The 16,939-nt window shown below is 52.1% G+C and carries 19 protein-coding genes, 1 rRNA gene and 1 riboswitch; of the genes, 16 read left to right on the top strand and 4 right to left on the bottom strand.

Translation table 11 applies throughout. The annotated features are described in order from the left end of the window. Positions 1–8 precede the first annotated feature (8 nt). Positions 9–125: ribosomal RNA gene (rrf, locus tag AC3G2T_RS32990) — 5S ribosomal RNA — on the top strand. A 345-nt stretch (positions 126–470) separates the two neighbouring features. Here rrf and AC3G2T_RS32985 read toward each other — a convergent pair. Then, positions 471–995, bottom strand: coding sequence for a hypothetical protein (locus AC3G2T_RS32985; protein WP_474686904.1), 525 nt, complete (start codon positions 993–995; stop codon positions 471–473). 140 nt (positions 996–1,135) lie between these two features. Here AC3G2T_RS32985 and AC3G2T_RS32980 point away from each other — a divergent pair, with 140 nt between their 5' ends. The 10 genes from AC3G2T_RS32980 (at position 1,136) to rsmI (ending at position 8,456) form a co-directional block, all read left to right on the top strand. Then, positions 1,136–1,333 carry a sigma factor G inhibitor Gin gene (locus tag AC3G2T_RS32980; RefSeq protein WP_474686902.1) on the top strand — a complete coding sequence of 66 codons (198 nt, stop codon included), beginning with the start codon at positions 1,136–1,138 and terminating at the stop codon, positions 1,331–1,333. Between the two features lie 101 nt (positions 1,334–1,434). Beyond that, a complete protein-coding gene (locus AC3G2T_RS32975) occupies positions 1,435–2,940 on the top strand; it encodes an aminotransferase class I/II-fold pyridoxal phosphate-dependent enzyme (protein WP_488438143.1) in 1,506 nt (501 codons plus the stop codon). Between the two features lie 42 nt (positions 2,941–2,982). Further along, complete coding sequence (tmk, locus tag AC3G2T_RS32970; protein WP_488438142.1) at positions 2,983–3,639, top strand: dTMP kinase; 657 nt, start codon at positions 2,983–2,985, stop codon at positions 3,637–3,639. 46 nt (positions 3,640–3,685) lie between these two features. Continuing rightward, positions 3,686–4,015, top strand: a complete 330-nt coding sequence (locus AC3G2T_RS32965) for a cyclic-di-AMP receptor (protein WP_474686897.1) — start codon at positions 3,686–3,688, stop codon at positions 4,013–4,015. A 40-nt stretch (positions 4,016–4,055) separates the two neighbouring features. After that, entirely contained in the window at positions 4,056–4,502 is a 447-nt protein-coding gene (locus tag AC3G2T_RS32960; protein WP_474686895.1) for a YaaR family protein, read from the top strand. A 15-nt stretch (positions 4,503–4,517) separates the two neighbouring features. Next, the gene (holB, locus tag AC3G2T_RS32955; protein WP_488438141.1) at positions 4,518–5,495 is read left to right on the top strand and encodes a DNA polymerase III subunit delta'; all 978 of its coding nucleotides are present in this window, start codon (positions 4,518–4,520) and stop codon (positions 5,493–5,495) included. A gap of 4 nt (positions 5,496–5,499) precedes the next feature. Next, the gene (locus AC3G2T_RS32950) at positions 5,500–6,303 is read left to right on the top strand and encodes a PSP1 domain-containing protein (RefSeq protein WP_474686906.1); all 804 of its coding nucleotides are present in this window, start codon (positions 5,500–5,502) and stop codon (positions 6,301–6,303) included. 66 nt (positions 6,304–6,369) lie between these two features. Continuing rightward, entirely contained in the window at positions 6,370–6,711 is a 342-nt protein-coding gene (gene yabA / locus AC3G2T_RS32945; protein ID WP_474686892.1) for a DNA replication initiation control protein YabA, read from the top strand. A gap of 80 nt (positions 6,712–6,791) precedes the next feature. Beyond that, positions 6,792–7,547: a tRNA1(Val) (adenine(37)-N6)-methyltransferase gene (locus AC3G2T_RS32940; protein ID WP_488438140.1), complete on the top strand. Its 756-nt coding sequence runs from the start codon at positions 6,792–6,794 to the stop codon at positions 7,545–7,547. Then, complete coding sequence (gene rsmI, locus AC3G2T_RS32935) at positions 7,548–8,456, top strand: 16S rRNA (cytidine(1402)-2'-O)-methyltransferase (protein WP_488438139.1); 909 nt, start codon at positions 7,548–7,550, stop codon at positions 8,454–8,456. 314 nt (positions 8,457–8,770) lie between these two features. Here rsmI and AC3G2T_RS32930 read toward each other — a convergent pair whose 3' ends face one another. After that, on the bottom strand, positions 8,771–9,025 hold the full coding sequence (locus tag AC3G2T_RS32930) for an AbrB/MazE/SpoVT family DNA-binding domain-containing protein (protein WP_188178304.1): 255 nt from the start codon (positions 9,023–9,025) through the stop codon (positions 8,771–8,773). Positions 9,026–9,405: 380 nt separating this feature from the next. Here AC3G2T_RS32930 and AC3G2T_RS32925 point away from each other — a divergent pair, with 380 nt between their 5' ends. Then, a complete protein-coding gene (locus AC3G2T_RS32925; RefSeq protein ID WP_474686886.1) occupies positions 9,406–10,683 on the top strand; it encodes an HD domain-containing protein in 1,278 nt (425 codons plus the stop codon). A 28-nt stretch (positions 10,684–10,711) separates the two neighbouring features. Next, the gene (locus AC3G2T_RS32920; protein ID WP_488438138.1) at positions 10,712–11,479 is read left to right on the top strand and encodes a TatD family hydrolase; all 768 of its coding nucleotides are present in this window, start codon (positions 10,712–10,714) and stop codon (positions 11,477–11,479) included. On the opposite strand, the gene AC3G2T_RS32915 is transcribed toward AC3G2T_RS32920, so the two are convergent. Continuing rightward, on the bottom strand, positions 11,465–12,694 hold the full coding sequence (locus AC3G2T_RS32915) for an ABC transporter permease (RefSeq protein ID WP_488438137.1): 1,230 nt from the start codon (positions 12,692–12,694) through the stop codon (positions 11,465–11,467). The genes AC3G2T_RS32920 and AC3G2T_RS32915 overlap by 15 nt on opposite strands. Then, complete coding sequence (locus AC3G2T_RS32910) at positions 12,691–13,434, bottom strand: ABC transporter ATP-binding protein (protein ID WP_474686881.1); 744 nt, start codon at positions 13,432–13,434, stop codon at positions 12,691–12,693. Before AC3G2T_RS32910 ends, AC3G2T_RS32915 begins: the two co-directional genes overlap by 4 nt. Positions 13,435–13,716: 282 nt before the next feature. Continuing rightward, positions 13,717–13,917, top strand: a riboswitch (cyclic di-AMP (ydaO/yuaA leader). 290 nt (positions 13,918–14,207) lie between these two features. Here AC3G2T_RS32910 and AC3G2T_RS32905 point away from each other — a divergent pair. The 3 genes from AC3G2T_RS32905 (at position 14,208) to rsmA (ending at position 16,911) form a co-directional block, all read left to right on the top strand. Continuing rightward, on the top strand, positions 14,208–15,347 hold the full coding sequence (locus AC3G2T_RS32905; RefSeq protein WP_488438136.1) for a resuscitation-promoting factor: 1,140 nt from the start codon (positions 14,208–14,210) through the stop codon (positions 15,345–15,347). 117 nt (positions 15,348–15,464) lie between these two features. Further along, positions 15,465–16,001, top strand: a complete 537-nt coding sequence (rnmV, locus tag AC3G2T_RS32900; protein WP_488438135.1) for a ribonuclease M5 — start codon at positions 15,465–15,467, stop codon at positions 15,999–16,001. Between the two features lie 10 nt (positions 16,002–16,011). Then, positions 16,012–16,911 carry a 16S rRNA (adenine(1518)-N(6)/adenine(1519)-N(6))-dimethyltransferase RsmA gene (gene rsmA / locus AC3G2T_RS32895; protein WP_474686876.1) on the top strand — a complete coding sequence of 300 codons (900 nt, stop codon included), beginning with the start codon at positions 16,012–16,014 and terminating at the stop codon, positions 16,909–16,911. Positions 16,912–16,939 lie beyond the last annotated feature (28 nt).

Below are 16,939 nucleotides of genomic sequence, written 5' to 3'. Positions count from 1 at the left end.
TTTGACTGTTTGGTGATGATGGCGGAGGGGATCCACGCGTTCCCATCTCGAACACGACCGTTAAGCCCTCCAGCGTCGATGGTACTTGAACCGAAGGGTTCTGGGAGAGTAGAACGTTGCCAAGCACTATAAAAAGCCCTCTTGAGAGAAATCTCGGGAAGGCTTTTTTTGTATTTCCGGCAGGTCAGCCTGTATGCAAGTGAAACCCGGGCACAGCGCTATTCTCGTTGCATTTTGCACAATGAAAGACTCGGTTTATATCCCGGACAGCGTCTGCCATTGGACGGGAAAAATCCCCCTGAGTGGGCCCCAAGCATTGCACAAAATCCAGCGGAAGCGCCCATCACCGTGATTGAGTCCTTTCATAGCATAAGCTGCCCGGTCCGGTCCAGCCCAGCCCTGATCTGCCGAGCAGTTTCGCGGGCCGGAAGCGGAGCGATGCCGCACCACTATACCTCGCATTCTTCTAATCACTGCATATAGCAGGAGGTATCTTTACTCGTAATTTTAATAAGTCCCATTTTGCGGAAAGGGCGGAAGCGAAAGAGCATCCAGAGGCGAGGCATCAGCATCCATATATGGAAGATGGCGAAATATTTAAGCCAAATTGTCGGAATCCAGGGATATAGTAAAAGGATTGCGACTAATCCGATCCAGAACAAGTGCAGCTGCACTCTGCTTACAAGCCGAATCGAGGCATTGCCTTCAGGCAAAATCCCGCACCAGAAAATACCCCACCTGAAAGACCAGCCTCTCATAGCGCTGCCGATTGTGTACTGAAAGAAGATACGTATCAGAAGCGCATGAAAGACGACGAGAATCGGGTAGCTAAGCACTAGCGGCAGCCAATCATGGAGGTCCAGATTATAGCAGAGGAGAAGGAGTAAGAATATAAAGTACAGGACTATTTTATAAATAGAGTGGTACATTCTTTTCATTAATTTATAGCTGTAAATCGTAGAATCTTTAGACAGATTCGGATCTTGATTGGACATGATGACCTCCATAAGGCAAGTAACAAAGCGGATATACCCTATATCGGCAAAATCCTTCAAAAATATGAGCGCCAAGCTAGTTTAGGAGAAACAAGATTTGGGTATACTAGCAGGAAAGAATCAGGGTTGAGGTGAGCCTAATGGAAGAGAATCAGATGGGGATCTGTATGATTTGCGAGCGGCAGCGTACCGGAGGTATTCGGATCATTTCCGTTTTTTTGTGCGATGATTGCAGCAGCGAGATGGTGCGAACCGATGTCAGAGACAAAAAGTACCCTTTTTTTGTGCGGCAGATGAAAAAGGTTTTCCTCACAGGCAAAGCAGGGACTTATATGTGAGGTATTCGTATGTTTTAAAGCTTTCTTCGGGAAGCTTTTTGTTTTTTAGGCTTCTTTCCTCTACTATATAAAAAGAGCAGCGAGGAGAGGAGCAAGCTATAATGTCGAAGCAGCCGCTGGACCGGTCAAAGGCTCCGCTTTTTGAGGCGATGATTGCGCATGAGCGAACCAAGCCTGTCAGCCTCCATGTGCCTGGGCATAAATCAGGCAAGGGCGTTTTGCCGGAGGCGAGAAATCACTATGAAGCGATAATGTCCATAGATTATACGGAAATTACGGGGCTTGACGATCTGCATCAGGCCGAGGGGGCGATTTTGGAGGCGGAGCGGCTGGCCGCCGATTGTTTTGGTGCGGAGGAGACTTATTTTCTCGTCGGAGGCAGCACGGTCGGCAATTTGGCCATGATTACGGCCGTATGCGGCCGCGGTGACTTGATTCTGGTGCAGAGGAATGTGCACAAATCGGTCATACACGGGCTTATGCTTGCAGGCGCAAGGGCTGTGTTTGTGTCGCCGGTGTGGGACCCGGGAATGGGGGTTGCGGCAGGAATTCATATCGACGATGTGAAAAAGGCGCTGGTGGATTATCCCGAGGCAAAAGCATTGCTCGTAACGAACCCCAATTACTATGGCATGGGCATAGATTTGAAGCCGATCGCCGAATTGATGCATGAGCAGGGGAAGCCTCTGCTGGTGGATGAAGCCCATGGAGCGCATTACGGCTTTCATGAGGAACTGCCGGCTTCGGCTTTGTCGAGCGGCGCCGATGTTGTCGTGCAGTCCACACATAAGATGCTGACCGCCATGACGATGGGCGCGATGCTGCACGTACAGGGCCCCCGGGTGGATCGGGCTGCGTTGAAACAGCGTTTGGCCATGCTTCAAAGCTCCAGTCCTTCTTATCCGCTCCTGGCTTCGTTGGATTTGGCGCGCAAACGCATGCATACGGAAGGAAGAGCTTGGGTGGAGCAAGGGCTTCAGGCGATCAAGCGGTTTAGAGCCCTGCTGGATGAGCTGCCGCAGTTGGCATACGGCCCGCATGATTTTCCAAGCTGTGGCGGGAATGGGTATACGACGGCCGATCCATTTAAAATATGCATCTACGATGCGACAGGCACATTGTCAGGGCCGGAGTTAAGAGATGCGATGGAGGAGCAAGGCTGTTTTGTGGAAATGGCGGATGCCAGGCAGGTGCTGCTGCTGTTTACTCCGGCATCAACGGAAGCAGATGTAAACCGCGTATATCAAGTTTTATGCAACATTTGTTCAAGCGGCAAGCTGCGTAAGCAGGAACTTCAAGCCGCTATCTCGAATATAAATAACTTACCCTCATTCATGCCAATTTCGCTGCCTGTCGAGTTTGATTTGCAAAATTTGCGGAATGAAGGTCAACCGTACATGGATACAAGCTCCGTCGCCGTCCAACATGCAATAGGCAAGCGCTCCGCGGAAATGGTTATTCCCTATCCGCCCGGAATTCCATATCTTTACCCGGGTGAAGTCGTTACGGCAACAACAGCAGAAGCTTTGCAGCAGTTGGCGAGCAGCGGGATTCGATTTCAAGGAACAGCATTCGGACAGAAACAGAGGCTTAAGATATACTCGTAAACCATCACAGGCAAGTGGTACAGCAGATGCAGGAGGGTCAGAGTGAAAGGAATATTTATTACGTTTGAAGGTCCGGACGGCGCGGGAAAGACGACGCAGCTGCGCATGTTGGGAGAAACGCTGCGGGAGCTCGGACACGACGTTGTAGTAACAAGGGAACCGGGCGGTACGTCAATCAGCGACAAGGTCCGCAGTCTTATTTTGTCGCCTGAGAATCAAGAGATGACGGATCAGGCCGAGGTACTGCTCTATGCGGCTTCGCGGGCGCAGCATGTTCATGAATTGATCCTGCCGGCTCTTGCGCAGGGGCGTATCGTGCTTTGCGACAGGTTTATCGACGCCAGTGTCGCCTATCAGGGCTACGGGCTTGGCGTCGATGTAGCTACCGTCAAGACGATCAACCATTACGCGAGTTCAGGTTTGCAGGCGACACGAACGTATATTTTGGATGTGCCGGTAGAGATAAGCCAGTCGAGGCTTCATCAGCGGGCGTTCGGCTCGGGTGCGGAGCAGCAGTTGGACCGAATCGAGCAAAAAGGTTTTGAGTATCACAACCGGGTACGGGCCGGATTTCATCAAATTGCCGCCGATCAGCCGGAGCGAGTCAAAGTCGTAGATGCCAATCGGGGCGAAGAAGCGATCGCCGAAGATATTTTGGCTGATTGTAAACGTTTGCTGAAGGTACATCTTTCCGGCTAAGGCAATAAACCCAAACATAGTTTATAATGAAGAGGAGGAATCACCCATGAAGCTGGTCGTTGCCGTTGTTCAAGACAAAGACAGTAACCGTCTTTCCAATGCGCTCATCAAAGAAGGATTCCGCGCCACGAAGCTGGCAAGTACGGGCGGCTTTCTGCGAGCCGGAAATACTACATTTATTATAGGAACGGAAGATGAGAGAGTACAAGAGGTGCTGCAAGTTATTCGCGCCAATTGTAAAATTCGGGAGCAGCTTGTCACACCGGTATCGCCTATGGGAGGAACGACGGATTCCTACATTCCATTTCCTGTGGAAGTTCAAGTGGGTGGCGCCGCGGTGTTTGTTTTGCCGGTCGAGCGGTTCGAGCATTTTTAAGCAGGAACGATTTTATTTTAAATACAAGGATGGATGAGCCTTGAAAATTAACCCGGGGTGGCAGCCCATTGGAAAAAACGTCAAAGTAACCGATAACGTCCCGACTCCACAGACGGCACCCCGGAATTTCTCCGACTTGATGCATCAGAACGACGAGAAAGTGACGCAGGAGCAGCTGACGAAAATGATGCAGCAGATTTCGCTGCAGGGCGATCGTCTGGCCCGATCCATGACGGTGAGGGAGCTGCGCCAGTACAGGCTGCTCGTCAAGCAGTTTCTGGAAGAGACCGTTCGCCGCGGAGTCAGTTTGCGAGATACGAAAGGCTGGGACCGCCGCGGCCGTTCGAAGCGGTATAAGCTGCTGGAGGAAATCGACCTTGGGCTCTTGGCTCTGGCGGACGAGCTTCTGGAAAGCGAGCAGGGACGTATCGACATTTTGCATAAAATCGGGGAAATCCGCGGTATGCTGATTAACCTGTTATTTTAAACGGAGAGAACTAATATGTCCTTTCATGCCATTCATGGCCAAGCTGCGGCCAAGCGGCTGCTGCAAAACGGCTTGCGGCAGGACAAGCTGTCCCATGCCTATATATTCAGCGGGCCTGTAGGAACAGGCCGCACCGAAATGGCGTTTGCGCTGGCGAAGGCCATTTACTGCAAAAACAAGTCCGACGATGCGTGCGGCGAATGCCTCGAATGCCGTAAAGTCGAGCACCGCAATCATCCGGATTTGCACGTGGTGGAGCCTGACGGGGCTTCGATCAAAATTGAGCAGATCCGCGAGCTGCAAAAAGAATTCGCCTACAGGGCGACCGCCTCGGGCACCAAAATATACGTTTTACAGCAAGCCGACAAAATGACGGTACAAGCGGCTAACAGCTTGCTGAAGTTTCTGGAAGAGCCGACTTCGCGCGTGGTCGCCATTCTGATTACGGAGAATGGCAATGCGCTGCTGCCGACGATTCAATCCCGCGCGCAGTGGATTTCGTTCACGCCGATGCCTCGTGACGAGATGATCGCCGCCCTGTTGCAGGAGGGTCATCCTGCCGGGCTGGTGCATCCTGCCGCCTATTTGACGGCAGGATTGCAGGCCGCCAGAGAGCTCATAGGCTCGAATTGGTTTGCAGAAATGAGAAGCGTAGTGTTACAATTAGCGAAGGAGACGCTGACCCGTTTCCCTTCTTCGATGATTACCGTGCAGCAAAAGATTATGAAAACAGAGCTGGCGGATCGCGTGTCGAGCCTTTTCGACCTGCTGATTCTCTGGTTTAAAGATATGGTACAGCTGCGCATGGAGCGCAGAAATAAGCTGATTTACCATGATCAGCTGGACTGGATGGGCTCCCTTGCATTCAGTCGGGACGTGTCAGATTGGGTGCGAATGATGGAGCAGGCCGTAGATCTGCAAAAACGTCTGCGTTTTAATGCCAATTCACAGCTGGTTATGGAAAAAATGCTCGTGGAGATGCAGGGGGTGTAACATGTTGTATTCGGTAGTTGGCGTCCGCTTTAAAAAAGCGGGTAAAATATATTATTTTGACCCGATCGATTTGCCGATCGAAAAAGAAAATGCTGTTATTGTTGAAACGGCGCGCGGTGTGGAATACGGGAAAGTCGTCGTCGGCAAAAAAAACGTCAAAGAAAACGATGTCGTGCTGCCGCTCAAAAAGGTAATCCGGATCGCGGATCATACAGATGCCGATTTGGTCGAAGAAAATAAGAAAGCTGCCAAGGACGCGTTTCAAACGTGCCAAGAGAAGATAAAAGATCACAATCTGAAAATGAAGCTCGTCGATGTGGAGTACACGTTTGACCGCAATAAAATTATTTTTTATTTTACAGCGGAAGGGCGCGTTGATTTTCGCGAGCTGGTTAAAGATTTGGCGAGTATTTTTCGGACTCGCATCGAGCTGCGCCAAATCGGCGTCCGTGACGAGGCCAAAATGCTCGGCGGCATTGGCCCTTGCGGGCGAATTCTTTGCTGCTCGTCGTTTTTGGGTGATTTCGAGCCGGTTTCCATCAAGATGGCGAAAGATCAGAACCTTTCGCTCAATCCGACGAAAATTTCAGGCTTATGCGGCCGTTTGATGTGCTGTCTGAAGTACGAGCATGACAACTATGAAAGCGCCAAGGAGTCGCTTCCGACAGTCGGAAGACACGTGATCACTTCTTTAGGAAACGGCAAGGTGCTCGGACTGAATTTGAGCGAGCGCACCGCTAAAGTTCAATTGTTTGATCTTGGCAAGGTAATGGACCTGCCTTTCGATGATGTGGTAGAACAAGAGTAGACGTCTGATTTACGGGTTCGCGGATGAACGGCCGGACAGGCATGCATGGCTACTAGAGGTGAAATCGTGGATAAACAAGATATTTTCGAGCAGATCGATGAAATCGAAGACAGGATGGGTGCCACCTATGCCGAGCTCGGCGCTCTTAAGAAGAGAGTCATAGCCCTGCTTGAAGAGAACAAGCGGCTCAGCATAGAGAATGCTCAGCTGCGAAAGCTGATCCGGCAGGAGGAAGCCGATGCCGAGCAGCCGGAAGGAGCAGGCATAGAGGAAGTTCCGGTCATTGGCGCAGGATACGATAACCTGGCGCGTCTTTATAATGAAGGCTTTCATATTTGCAATGTTTATTACGGACACCTTCGAACGGAAGGGGACTGTCTGTTTTGCTTATCCTTCTTAAATAAATAGCTCGTTTGACCGTAGGGAGACAATTCCTTACGGTTTTTTTCGATCAAGAGGATCATGAAAGGAACTGAAAGCCAAAACTTATGACTCAAGTATCTTTATTACCTACGGAACGAATCGACGATTTATTGACGCATGATTTAAAAATAATCCAAAGCGATCAAGTGTTCAGCTTTTCGTTGGATGCTGTGCTGCTCGCGCGATTTTGCTCGGTATCGCCCAAAGGCCGCATGTTGGATTTGTGCACGGGCAACGGCGTCGTTCCGCTTCTGCTCAGCACACGCAGCGGCGCGGAGATTTGGGGCGTGGAAATTCAGGACAGACTGGCGGATATGGCGGCGCGCAATACGCTGCTGAACGGATTGGAAGAGCGTCTGCATATGATCCGGGGGGATTTGCGGACGATTCACCAGACGCTGGGGCACGGAGGATTCGATGTCGTCACCGTCAATCCGCCTTATCTGCCCGTACCCAATGGCGAACAGAACGTGAACGAACATATTGCGGCGGCAAGGCATGAAATCCACTGTACGCTGGAAGATGTCATAGCGGCCAGCGCCAGGCTGGTGAAAGCCGGAGGAAAAGTGGCGATGGTGCACCGGCCCACTCGGTTGATTGATATTTGCTGCCTGATGAGGCAATACCGCATAGAGCCGAAACGGATTCGCTACGTGCATGCCCGCGCCGGCGAAGAAGCGATGATGATTCTCATCGAGGGCATGAAAGACGGGAAGCCGGAGATTCGGACGCTCCCGCCGTTAATCGTCTACACGGAAAAGGAGCAGTACTGCGAAGAACTGATGGAAGTTTATTACGGAGGCAGGGCCTCTTTACAGTAAATGAGGGAATCCAAGTTGAGCCAGAATGTAAATGTGCAAAAAAGCTACGCGGCCGACCATGGAGGCGCGGGAACGCTGTATCTGGTCGCCACGCCGATCGGCAACCTCGAAGACATGACCTTCCGCGCGGTCCGCACGCTGAAGGAAGTGCATCTGATTGCCGCCGAGGACACGCGGCAAACCCGCAAGCTGCTGACGCACTTTGAGGTCGCAACGCGACTCGTCAGCTATCACGAACACAACAAGCAGGCAAGCGGACCGGAGCTCGTCCGCTTGCTACTTGAGGGGCAGAGCATCGCGCTGGTCAGCGATGCTGGGCTTCCGGCCATCTCCGATCCAGGTTACGACCTGGTGAGGATGGCCGTAGAGCAAGGCGTGCCGGTGGTGCCTATCCCCGGCGCGAATGCGGCCCTGTCGGCGCTGATTGCATCAGGCCTGCCGACAGACCGCTTCACCTTCGTCGGTTTTCTCCCCAGGGAGAAAAGGGAGCAGACGAAGGTGCTGGAGGAGCTGCAGCAGGTGCGGGGCACCCTGCTGTTCTACGAATCGCCGCACCGCGTCGAGAAAACACTTGCCCGCATGGCGGAAGTGTGGGGGGCGGAGCGCCGCATTTGCCTCGCCCGCGAGCTGACGAAGCGGTACGAGGAATTTGTCCGCGGCACGATCGCGGAGTGCCTCGGGCATTTGACGCAGTATCCGCCGCAGGGCGAATATTGCGTCATCGCCGAAGGCGCATCGGAGGCGGCCGCGCCGGCGGCGGGCGCCGCTTGGTGGGAGGCGCTCGGGCTCGGCGAGCACGTCGAGCATTACGTCGAGCGCGGCAGCGAGCGCAAGGAAGCGATGAAGCTCGTGGCGGCGGACCGCGGCTTGTCCAAGCGGGACGTGTACAACGCGCTGCTGGAGCGCTAGGAGTCTGGCGGGCGGAGTTGCTGTCATTTTACTATGCCTTCTACGTGGTTCATCGGACAGACTCCCAGGAGTCCGTCTGATGAACTCCGCCCGCCAGACCCCTGGCCGGCGACGGGCTGCCCCGGCCGGAGCTTCATCCTCGGTGGTCTCTCGGTTTTTGCATCCGGTTTCCGGCCCGGATTCCCGGAAATATTCCGGACAAAAAAAGATCTCTAATCCGCGGCCGAAGCCGACAAATTAGAGATTAGAGGAGATATGAAAAAGGTTAGAATTACCTAAAGGGAATGTGATATTTCTATTATATACTATTTTTCTTATTTTGTCACAGGTGTTGGCATTTCTGATAAACAAATATGGCAAACAATTTTTCCTTTGAAATAAGTAACGTTCTCGGCGTTGCCGCAGAAAATACATGCAGGCTCATATTTCTTCAACATAATGCGTTCACCGTCAACATAAATTTCCAAAGCGTCTTTCTCGCCAATGCCAAGCGTACGGCGAAGCTCGATTGGAATAACAACGCGTCCTAATTCATCAACTTTTCTCACGATACCGGTGGATTTCAACATATATGAAGGTCCCCTTCCCAATTATGAAGTCTATTAAAGTTTATCGTCATGTTTCGACAATATTTTCATTACTTATGATACCAACCATTCCCAAAATAGTCAACCATATTTTCTTAAAATTATACCTCTAAACGTAAAAAATTTCAATTTTCAGCTGTAGTTCATAAAACACAAACCCCTTATACAATAAGGATTTGTAAGTAATATCTTACATAGGCTAGCACAAAAAAGCGAAAAAATATCGTTAACCCCGGACAGGCATCATACTTTGAAAACTGGAATCTAGAATTCGACTATTTTCGACAAATCATGTCGAAAGTTCCGGAATGAATTTGTCGAAAGAATGTCGAAATAATAAAGTAGAAAGGTTGTGGCCCCGTATGAAAGAAGAAAAAGTGTTTAAAGATCCGGTTCATAAATACATTTATGTGCAGGACGACACGATCTGGGATTTGATCAACACCCGGGAGTTTCAACGATTGCGCCGGGTCAGACAGCTTGGCACCTCCTATTTGACTTTTCATGGCGCCGAGCACAGCCGTTTCTCCCATTCCCTTGGAGTCTATGAAGTGACCCGAAAAATCATTTCCCAATTTGAACGCAACCATTATGAAGACTGGCCGAAGGAAGAACGGCTGCTCTGTCTTTGTGCGGCTCTGCTGCACGATCTGGGGCACGGCCCCTTTTCCCATTCCATTGAAAAAGCGTTCGGCACGCGCCACGAGGATTGGTCCTGCCGGATCGTTCTGGGGAATACGGAAGTCAACGAAGTGCTGCGCCGCGTATCCCCCGATTTTCCCAAGCAAGTCGCCGGGGTCATCTGCAAATCGTACAGCAAGGAAATTGTCGTGAGCCTTGTATCCAGCCAGCTTGATGCCGATCGCATGGATTACTTGCTGCGGGACGCTTATTTTACGGGCGTGAACTATGGTACGTTTGATTTGGAGCGGATTTTGCGCGTGATGAGGCCGTACAAGGGCCATATCGTCGTCAAAGAGAGCGGGATGCACGCGGTTGAGGATTATTTGATGTCCAGATACCAAATGTACTGGCAGGTTTATTTTCACCCCGTTACCCGCAGTGCGGAAATTTTGCTGAACAAAATTTTTCAGCGGGCCAAATATTTATATGAAGAGCAGTACGCGTTCGCTTTCATGGTCGAGCCTATTTTGCATCTGATTCAGAACAAGCTGTCCCTGGAAGATTATATCCTGCTTGACGAATCGGTGATGCAGACGATGCTAGTTTTTTGGAGCTCGGAGAGCGATGCGGTTTTGTCCGACCTGTGCAAAAGGTTCCTGAACCGCAAGCTGTTCAAATACAGCGCGTTTGAAGACGTCGACCAAAAGGTGTTTCAGCATATGGAGCAGGCGATGCTTGAGCTGGGACTCGATCCGGCCTCTTATATGGAAATCGATTCTCCGTCGAACCTTTCCTATGATGTATACAGGCCCGGTGAAAACGATGAGAATTTGCCGATCCTGCTGCTCAATCACAAAGATCAATTGACGGAAATTACGCAAAAATCGGATATCGTCCGCTCGATCAGCGGCATTCACAGAGGAAAGCACCGGGTTTATTACCCGGAGGAGATCGTTCACCGTTTGAGCGCATCCGCTTACCCGGACGTAAGGGCATTGATCGGACTGCGGGAATAGAACAAACAATCACGAAGGAGCTTAAACCATGCTGACAGATACACATGCGCATTTGAATGCGAAGCAATTTGACGAGGATCGGGAGGAGATGATTCAGCGGGCGCTGGATGCAGGCGTTACGCGGATCGTAAATATCGGTTTTGACCGCGAGACGATTCCGACGTCGATCGAGTTGGCGGAGCGGTACGATTTTATTTATTCGACGGTAGGCTGGCATCCGGTGGAGGCCAAGTTCATGCAGCCGGGAGATCTGGAATGGATCGAGGAGCTGTGCAAGCACGAAAAGGTGGTCGCCATCGGAGAAATCGGTCTGGATTACTATTGGGATACTTCGCCGAAGGATGTGCAGGATCGCGTATTCCGCGAACAGATTCGTTTGGCACGCAAGCTCGGCATGCCTATCGTCATTCATAACCGGGATGCGCACCAGGATGTTTTGCAGGTGCTAAAAGAGGAGAAGGCGGCGGAAGTGGGAGGGATCATGCACTGCTTCTCGGGTAGTTGGGAGACGGCCAAGCAGTGTCTGGATATGAATTTCCACATTTCGTTCGGCGGGCCCGTCACGTTCAAGAACGCCAGACAGCCCAAAGAGGTGCTGGCGCAGGTGCCGCTTGACCGGCTGCTTATTGAGACGGACGCCCCTTATCTGACTCCGCATCCTTACCGCGGCAAGCGCAACGAAACGGCATATGTCCGGCTTGTCGCCGAAACCGCCGCGGAAATTCGCGGAATCAGCCTGGAGGAACTGGCGGCTATTACGACAGGGAATGCTATTCGGCTGCTAGGCCTCAAGTAAAGCGGCGCGATATTTGCGGCGGAGCACAACGCCGCAGATGAACGAGACCAGCAGGAGGCTGCCTGCAGGGACAAGCGCGTATACGGCCGCAGAGCGCAGCAGGAGCGGAATCGTAAGCACACAGATTTGGGCAAGCAGCACGCACCAGATGAGAAAAGCGATCGATCCGGCTTTCGTCATCCGGTTCAGCGGATACATTTCCAGCCAAAACGTATAGCGGTGCGCACGCTCGATGCCGGTCAATTGAACGGTGGAAATCAAAATCACGATGAGAAAAGCGGCTGCCCTGGCCACATCGCCGGAGACAACGAAGATGGCGAGCGCCCCGAGCAGCGTAATCCGCTGAACGATGCCGAACAGCTCCGTGCGCAGCAATGTTTTGGCGTACAAGTATAAATAGGATGCGTCCTGCTTGAAAGGGATATAGCGCGTAATTCCGCTAATCCAGCTGCGGCGCGCAATCCTCGTCGGCAGCTGGGGCACATCGACGAACCAGTTGAAGAACATGTACAGACGAGCCTGCTGCTGCTTCTCTTTGGCAATGAGATAATCCCAGCCGATCGTATAGACGGCCGCAAAACGGGCTGCCGCCAACCAGAGCAAAATCAGAACGAGCGCGGCTGCGCTCGCCCAAAAGAAGCTGCGGTCGAACTGCACGGCGACGATAACGAGCGACGCTACCCAGCGGAATACGACGGAGGCCGTTCTTGCATAGGTGTGAACGAAGCGGCTCTCATACCAACCGGCCAATATGTTGGCGAATTTGACCAGCAGGATCAGCATCAGCATCAGGACGAACGGCTGAGCGGCCGCACCCTCGCAGTGACGGTACAGGGGCCACAGCACGACAAGCGCAATCAGCGACCAGAAGGCTTGCAGCGTAAAGCTGTAAAGAAGCGCGCTGCGAAAGTAAGCGCCCATCTGACGCTCGATCCGCAGCAGGAACATGCGGTCCGCGTCCCGGACCAGCGTTCGAATCGGGCTCGACCCGAGCAGCGGAACAAGCAGCAGCAAAGCGATCCACAGATACGGATAATTTGTCGGAAGCTGCTGCAACGTTTTGGCATAATAATAGGAAGAAATAATGACAAGAAACAACATGAAGCCGACAAAATTGCTGCGCGCCGCGTAGAGCCAGTACCCCGAAGCTTCCTTTAAATACCGCCCCAGGCGCTGCTGCCATAAACCGGTGATATTGACCTCCATGTCCTTCATACCGAATCACCTTGAACCAGCTCGTAAAAAATGTCGTCGAGCGACGCTTTGGCAAGCCCGGTTTGCACCCGCAGTTCGCCCAAATCTCCCTGGGCGGCCATTTTGCCGCGATGCAAAACGACATAGCTGTCGCAATATTTTTCAATCGTTGACAAAATGTGCGAGGAGATGAGGAAGCTGGCTCCTCTGCGCTTCATGCGGACCATAAGCTCAAGCAGCGAGCGGATGGCCAGCGGGTCAAGCCCGAGAAAGGGCTCATCGATAATGTACAAGGCGGGCTCGATCAAAAACGCGTTCATGATCATTACCTTCTGCTTCATGCCTTTGGACAGATGGCTGGAAAAGCTGTTCAGCTTATCCTTCATTTGGAACTCTTCCAAAAGCGCCTGGGATCGGGTCAGGAACTGCTCCTTGGTCAGCCCGTATGCCATGGCCGTTAGCTCCAGATGCTCGCGGATGGTCAGTTCCTCGTAAAGCTCGGGCGATTCGGGAACGTAAGCGTACGCTGCGCGGTAGGCGAGCGGGTCTTCCGCCAGGGTGAGGCCGCTGACGCGGATCGTGCCTTTTTGCGGATGAAGCAGGCCGAGAATATTTTTGATTGTCGTGCTTTTGCCTGCGCCGTTGAGTCCGATCAAGCCCATCATTTCACCTTGGCGGATTGAAAAAGTAAGTCCGTGCAGGACAGGTTTTCCTGGAAGATATCCCCCGTAAAGGGAGTCGACTTGTAGAATGGGGTTCATCGAAAGGCCTTCCTTTTCAGCAAATTATTGGCATTTTTGAACCAATTTCACCCATCCCCATTATAAACAAAATTGCTATTAAAGCCTAATTTAAACGTAAGAATTGCGAAAAAAAGCGTCAGAATACGTTATAATGAGAAAAACGTACTAAAGACCAAGATTTATAGCCGGAAATGTTTATTATTTCCGAATTCCGCCCTTTTTAGCGGGCGATAATCCCTTTACAGGTTTAGATTTACAGCGTAATATACTTTTCATAATAACTTAATAACCAATTTGCCAAATTTCCATTCGCTGAGTTCCATTTATGGGAACGGGGGAACCGCTGCAAACATTCGGAAGCACATGCAACCGCCGAATGCCAGCAGAATGAATATCAGGGGTGAATCCAACGACAACGAGCAAGCAGCTTGTTGTCCAGGTAGGGCGACTCTCACGTCCGAATCCGTCAGCTAACCTCGTAAGCGTACCGAGAGAGGTAACGATTGTCGTGTCTGGTTGTATTTTTCTATGCATACAAGGCCACGGGAAGAGTCCTCTTTCCGCTGGTCTTTTCATTTTTTCGAGATAGTGCAGGCTAGATGATCATAGGATGAAAAGCGAAGGAGGTGGGACTACCGCAGCAGCGTCCGGTAATGGCCGCGTTGTTGTCGGGTGAACTCCGCTGCAAAGCTGGAGAGGCTTATTAAGTTAATCACAAACTGACCTTAGTCGCGTCTAATTTAATCATGCGTAACACACGGGCGGCGAGGCTTTGAAGGAGGACCGAAGAAGTGGGCAACATCTCTTTAACCGAGACCCATGTAAGTCGATCATCCAGCATGTCCTTGGCACTACGATGGAAGCATGAAAACTTGCGTTTGATTTTAAGCCTAGGTATGATTTCAATCGCTATGACTTTCATGTTTTTGGTGTTGTTGTACGGTACGGCTACCAAGAGCGTATCCGTAGTTGTGAATGGACAAGAAACCGTTGTGCATACGAAGCAATGGGTCCTGCAACGCCTACTGGATGAACAAGCCATTAAGATTGGTGAACACGATCAAGTTTCTGCAGCGCTCACGACTCCGATCAAGGGCGGAGAGAAATTCGTGATCGATCATGCGTCACCGATTCAATTGACTGCTGATGGAAAGACCACCACTGTTTACACAACTGCAAGAACGGTTGAAAGTGCATTGCAGGATTTACATATTGCACTTGGGGAGCTTGACCGAGTCACTCCTGAACCGGCATCTTCGCTTTTACCCGGCGATACAGTCAAAGTTGTCAGGGTAAAGAAAGAGCAGAACGAAACAACGGAACCGATCGCGTTCGATACCGAGAAGAAGAACGATGCATCGCTGCTCAAAGGCAAGGAACAGGTCGTCCAGGAAGGCAAAGAGGGCGTTCTGTTGAAAAAAATGGAAAAAGTATTCGAAGACGGCGTTTTGGTTTCCGAAGCAGTTGTAGATGAACAGGTTCAAACGGAAAGTGTGAAAAAAGTCGTTGCCATCGGCACGAAAAATCCGGTCGTCGCTTTATCGGCCTCATCCCCTAGCGTGGATGAAATTTCAAAGAATGGCGTCAAATTCGGCTACAAACAAATTCTCAAAAACGTGAAACTCACCGCATATTCGGCGGGAGTGGAGTCTACCGGCAAATCCGCGGACAGCCCCGGGTTTGGCAAGACGTTTACAGGAACTACAGTCACCGAAGGCAGAACGATCGCGGTAGATCCGAAGGTTATTCCGCTCGGATGGTGGGTGTACATCGACGGTATTGGCTTCCGGCGCGCTGAAGATACAGGCAGCGCCGTGAAAGGGCAAACGATCGACGTTTACTTCGAAGATGAGAGCTATGCCAACAAATTCGGCACGAAGAACGGTTATACCGTCTATGTCGTAGGGCCGAAGAAGCCGACTGAGAATTAAGGGGTAATCCGGTTTCTGCATGGGCAGAATGTATATATAGATAGATAGGTCGTTCACGAATGGCAAAAGAAGAGGAGACCCCTCTTCTTTTTGTGCGTACAGGGAAAGGAACGTTGTATGATAAAAGAAGTTATCGTTGTCGAGGGCAAAGACGATACCGCAGCGATTCGCCGGGCCGTGGAGGCGGATACGATCGAAACCGGCGGCTCCGCAATAGGTCCGGCCGTGTTGAAACGGATCGCGCTGGCTCAGGAGCGGCGCGGAGTTATTATTTTGACCGATCCGGATCATGCAGGGGAGCGGATCCGCAAAATCGTGGCGGCGAAGGTGCCCGGCTGCAAGCATGCCTTTATTACGCAGGAGCAGGCGGAGTACAAGGGCGACATCGGGGTTGAGAACGCGTCGCCGGAGACGATCCGGCAGGCGCTGAGCAATTTGCGGACGGAGTATGAAGGAGCCGTCTCCCTGGTCACCTGGGAGGACCTGATGGCGGCGGGACTCATCGTCCACGCCGAAGCGGCCTCCCGGAGGCTGGAGGCAGGCAAGGCGCTCGGCATCGGCTACTGCAACGGCAAGCAATTTTACAAGCGCTGTGCGATGTTTCAAATCACCCGCGAGGAGTTTGAAGCGGCGGTAGAATTACTAAATAAATGAGGGCTGTGACATGAATACTTCCAACCGGGCGCTTCCTGAGGATGTCGCTACACCGAACAGAACGAAAGAAATACTTAAGAAGCACGATCTGGTGCTGAAAAAGAGCCTCGGACAAAATTTTCTCGTAGACCAGAATATTTTGCACAAAATCGTGTCCGCCGCCGGGCTCGGCCCGGACAAGGGCGCGCTGGAGATCGGCCCGGGCATCGGGGCGCTCACCCAGCAGTTGGCCAAGCAGGCTGGGCGCGTCTTGGCCATCGAAATCGACCAGCGTCTGCTGCCCATCCTGGGCGAGACGCTGGAGCCGTACCCCCATGCCCAGGTCGTGCATGGGGATGTGTTAAAGCTGGACCTGCCGGAGCTGTTCCGGCAGCATTTTGCCGGTGTTGGCGGCATCAGCGTTGTTGCCAACCTGCCTTATTACATCACGACGCCGATCATTATGAAGCTTCTCGAAGAGAAGCTTCCGCTGGAAAATATCGTCGTGATGATTCAAAAAGAGGTGGCCGACCGCATGGCGGCCCGCCCGGGCACCAAAGACTACGGCAGCCTCAGCATTGCCGTGCAGTTCTACTGCGAGCCGGAGCTTGTCACGATCGTGCCGCGCACCGTCTTTGTCCCGCAGCCGAACGTCGATTCCGCCGTCATCCGGCTGCGCGTACGGCAAACCCCGCCGGTCGAGGTGGCGGACGCCGACTTCTTCTTCGAAGTCGTCCAGGCATCCTTCGTCCAGCGGCGCAAAACCCTTTACAACAACCTGGCTGCGCGGTTCTTTGCCAAAGACACCAAGGCTGAGCTGGAGGCGCTCCTGCACGGCATCGGCATCGAGCCTTCGCGCCGCGGTGAGACGCTCAGCATGGAAGAGTTCGCGCGCTTGTCGTCGGCCCTCCGCGCGCACGGCTGCAAATAAACCCGCACCAAATGCCCATCCCCGCCAT

The sequence above is a fragment of the Paenibacillus sp. sgz302191 genome, from assembly GCF_057749925.1.
The sequence above is the reverse complement of the archived record's forward strand: the minus strand, read 5'-3'. Positions and strand labels throughout refer to the sequence as shown.